2 protein-coding genes are annotated in these 3,642 nt (G+C 66.8%); one reads left to right on the top strand and one right to left on the bottom strand.

Annotated features, from left to right (window positions below):
- Positions 1-716 precede the first annotated feature (716 nt).
- On the top strand, positions 717-1,607 hold the full coding sequence (locus AB0I73_RS40670) for a DUF5655 domain-containing protein (RefSeq protein ID WP_363045417.1): 891 nt from the start codon (positions 717-719) through the stop codon (positions 1,605-1,607).
- Between the two features lie 613 nt (positions 1,608-2,220).
- Here the strand turns inward: AB0I73_RS40670 and AB0I73_RS40665 are convergent.
- Positions 2,221-3,216, bottom strand: coding sequence for a hypothetical protein (locus tag AB0I73_RS40665; RefSeq protein WP_363045416.1), 996 nt, complete (start codon positions 3,214-3,216; stop codon positions 2,221-2,223).
- Positions 3,217-3,642 lie beyond the last annotated feature (426 nt).

The following is a 3,642-nucleotide window of genomic DNA, read 5'->3' as shown; positions in this document are numbered from 1 at the left end:
TACCTGACCCCGCTGGAGATCCGGCAGCGGCACGAGCAAGGACACGCCCTCGCGGCGTAAGCATCGAGTGTCCAACGTCACGGGGAAAGTCCAGGGGTGCGTCTTACACCACCGGTGCTCGCGACCAAGGACCTAGTGATGACCCACGACCGGATCCGGGCTGGGCACACCCTCCTCCTTCACGCGCACTCTATGTGCTTAGTTCAACTACATCCCGTACCTGTAAGGGTGAGATTCGGGCGCCCTGCCGACCGCCTCGCCCCATGGGGGAGCGGCGGCCGTCTTCGTGCTGTTCGCCGTCCTGGTTCACCTGCTGACCTGCGCCCACGGCCATCTTCCGGCCGGCAGGCAACACCGACAGCATCGCATTGGCTGCCGGCCCTTCGTGTGCTCAGCCGCCGACGCGGCCCCGGAGGCATGCCGCAGGCCGGCGGGGAAGAGGTGCGGGATGCCTTGTGTAGCAGGTGCTTAGAAGGCGCCTGGCGCATCTCGTCGGCAGGTGCTTTGACCTGCCACGTTCTTCCTCGCTGACACGCTGTCAGGGGTTTTGTGGGACGTATGTGGGGCGAGGGCCCCTCTGGGACGGATGGGATGCAGGGGTACCCGACTGTGCCAGGTGGTCACCGTCTCACATCTCCTCACCTGTTCGGTGCGCCCACGCGGAAATAGATCTACCCCTCTCCTGCGTTCTCGATCTTCGAGCCGAGGAGGGGAAGGTGTCGGGCCTGAAGCTGTTTCACACGACGAATGGCGGCGTGACGGAGGTCATGCCGCGTCTTGCCGAGGTCGAGGCGGATGTGCAGGGCCTCGTCGAGGCGCACATGGAGACGATGCTGGGGGTGCGGTTCCTGGCGAGCGAGTACGTCATCGACTGCGCTGACGGTGGCCGGATCGATTCGCTGGGGCTCGATGAGAACGGGGCGCCGGTGGTCGTGGAGTTCAAGCGCGGCACCGCAGCCGGCGTGATCAATCAGGGCTTGTATTACATGGCGTGGCTGATGGCGCACAAGGACGCCTTCCGGTACCTGGTACGCGACCGACTCGGGGTATCGGCCGCGTCCCAGGTGCTGTGGAGCGCACCCCGGCTGATCTGTGTCGCCGGCGATTTCACCCGCTACGACGGGCACGCCGTACGCGAGCACAGGCGCAGCATCGACCTGGTCCGCTACCGGTTCTTCGGCAAGGACCTGATTGGACTTGAGACCGTGGCATCCGTCACCGGGCGGACGCCGGCCGCGCGGCGGGCTCGCCGCAGCGCGGCCGGGCTGCCGCCCGCTCGAGAGCAGGACGGTTCGCTGGCGGAGCTGGCGGAGGCGGTTGATGAGGTGCTGCTCGGCCTCGGGGACGGCGTCAGCCGGGTGCAGCGGAAGCAGTACCGGGCGTATCAGCGCCTGCGGAACTTCGCCTGCGTTTGCCCGCCGCAGAAGACCAAGCTCCTCGTCTATCTGAAGGCCGACCCGAAGGAGGTCGACCTCATACCTGGCTTCACTCGGGATGTGACGGGGCTGGGCCACCACGGCACGGGCGACCTGGAGGTGCAGTTGCGCTCCGAGCGGGACATGGAGCGGGCCGTGGACCTCTTCCGCGCCAGTTACGCGGCGGCGTAGCCGTCCGGTGTGTTTGCGACGTGAAGGCGTACGGGGTTGGGCTGCTTTGGATGTCGTGGTGGTCGTGCCTTCCGACGTACGGGCAGGTAATGGCGGTGGACCATCAATGATGCGCGGGATCGCCGGTTTGGCCAACCGGCGATCCCGCGCTATGTTGCCCCGCTTCGAAGCAGGCTGCGTTCACCTGCCCGAGCCGTCATCAGCTCGTCGTAATCGTTAGCGGTGCTTCGGGTGCCGGGCGGCCTGCGATGCTAGCCCGCATCCTCCCTGAGCCATCGGGGGGGAAGGGAGGAGACCGAAGCCGTCACTGACCGCGCCGACTGATGCGAGTCAGTCGACGGTGCGCCGGCTAGGTCGTACTCGTCGTGCGGGCCCCAGCCGATGTGTCGGGGCAGGGCCAAGCGCCCGGAGGCAGGCCCCGGCCGAACTCGTCGAGTGACGTCGGGACGGAGTGCTCATCGTGCGCGCCTACTCGTGGATGCCCGGCTCTCGCACTGACATCGGTCCGGTTCGAAGGCAAGTCCGGGCGCGACCAGTTCGTCGGCCACCGCTTCAGCGGGGGTGCCCGACGCGCGAACCCGTTGGAGTCCAGGGCCGCGGGCGTGGCACGACTTCAGGTGTCGTCCCGAGGGAACTTGTGATCCCTGCCGCAGCGCATTGTGATGCCCCCGCTCGTCTTGTCGAACTTGTGGAACAGGAACAGCTCCCGTGCGTCGCAGTCCTCGCAGACCTCGGCCCGTGCCACGGGCCACAACGGCAACGGTCGCGGGGATGAGGGGCCCTCCACGTAGATGCGGTCTGGGTCGAGGGTGTCGGGGAACGAGCGCTCGAAAGGCTCCCAGTCAGGATGGCTTCCTTGGAGACGTCGCCCGATCAGGGTGAATCCGCCGTTCCCGGCGTACGCACAGGTGTCGACCAGTTCCCAGCGGAGGGCGGACAGCCAGCCCACCGATTCCAGGGCCGCCACGACCAGCGGCTGAAGCGTCTCGACCTCCCGCTCCAGCTTGTGTTCCGGCTGCACCCTGCTCGCGTGGCTGGAGTCGTTCCGCATCCCGCGCAGTTCGCGCAGCGTTCCGAGCACCCCACCAGGGTCCAGGGAGCCCTCCAGCTCCGGAAGTTCGGGGATAGGCCCGGCCTTGACCAGGGCTTCGATCTGTTTCTCCCATGTCCCGAAGGTCGCACCGCCCTGCGAGAGGGATCTGTTTCTACGAAGGGTGTCAACGTAGCCCTGGTCACGGTGTATCTGGACCGCGACGGCAAGCACCCCGACACAGCGCGCCACGCCTTCCGCGAGTTTCAGGAGAGCATCCTTGCGATGGGCCGACGTCGTGGCGATGCGGTACTGCCGGGCCAGCGCCGCGACGTGGTACGGGTAGGTCCACTCGGCCCGTCGGACCGGGTCCCCGAGCGGTTGGACAAGTTCTTCGATGATGCGCGCCTCGTATGCGGATGCCTTGGCGACACGGCGCATCTCGTCGAGACCAGCCTGCATACCTTGGAACACGTTCGGCAGGATTCTTGAGGTCGTGACGGCGAGCGCCGCTCTGCCGTGGTCGAGGTCGTCCAGATGCGCGTTGAACTCAGGGTCCTTGATCAGCTCGACAGGCACGGGCGAGTTCATGGACACGCGCGAGTAAGGGCCGTCCTCTTCGCTCGCCCGAGTCCGCATCCACTCGCACAAGGCTCGGCCGTTGTTGCCGATAGGACGCAGCACGGTCAGACCGGTCACGGCGTCCCCGAACTCCGCAGGCAACACACGCCAGTTGCCCGCGAGTCCCACCACGTCACCGCCGGTACAGATGGCCACAGCCTGCCTTGGCCGGGCAGACTCCGAGAGTTCCGCCGCGGTCGCCACCGTCTGGAGGTCTCGGCCGCTCAGCAGAGGCAGGCCCGTGGGCCGCCTACCGGGTGAGCCGGTTCCCACGCGCCGTGCCACCGTGGACTGAAGCTTCCCCTTGATGTTGGACACCTGGAGACTGGGACGTGAGGTTCCAGAGGAAGTAGTGCCAGGTGGGAAGTAAGAGCAACCGCAGCA

The sequence above is a fragment of the Streptomyces sp. NPDC050388 genome (assembly GCF_040655635.1).
GTDB lineage: Bacteria > Actinomycetota > Actinomycetes > Streptomycetales > Streptomycetaceae > Streptomyces.
Note: the sequence above shows the minus strand (reverse complement) of the source record. Positions and strands in the feature narration are given on the sequence as shown.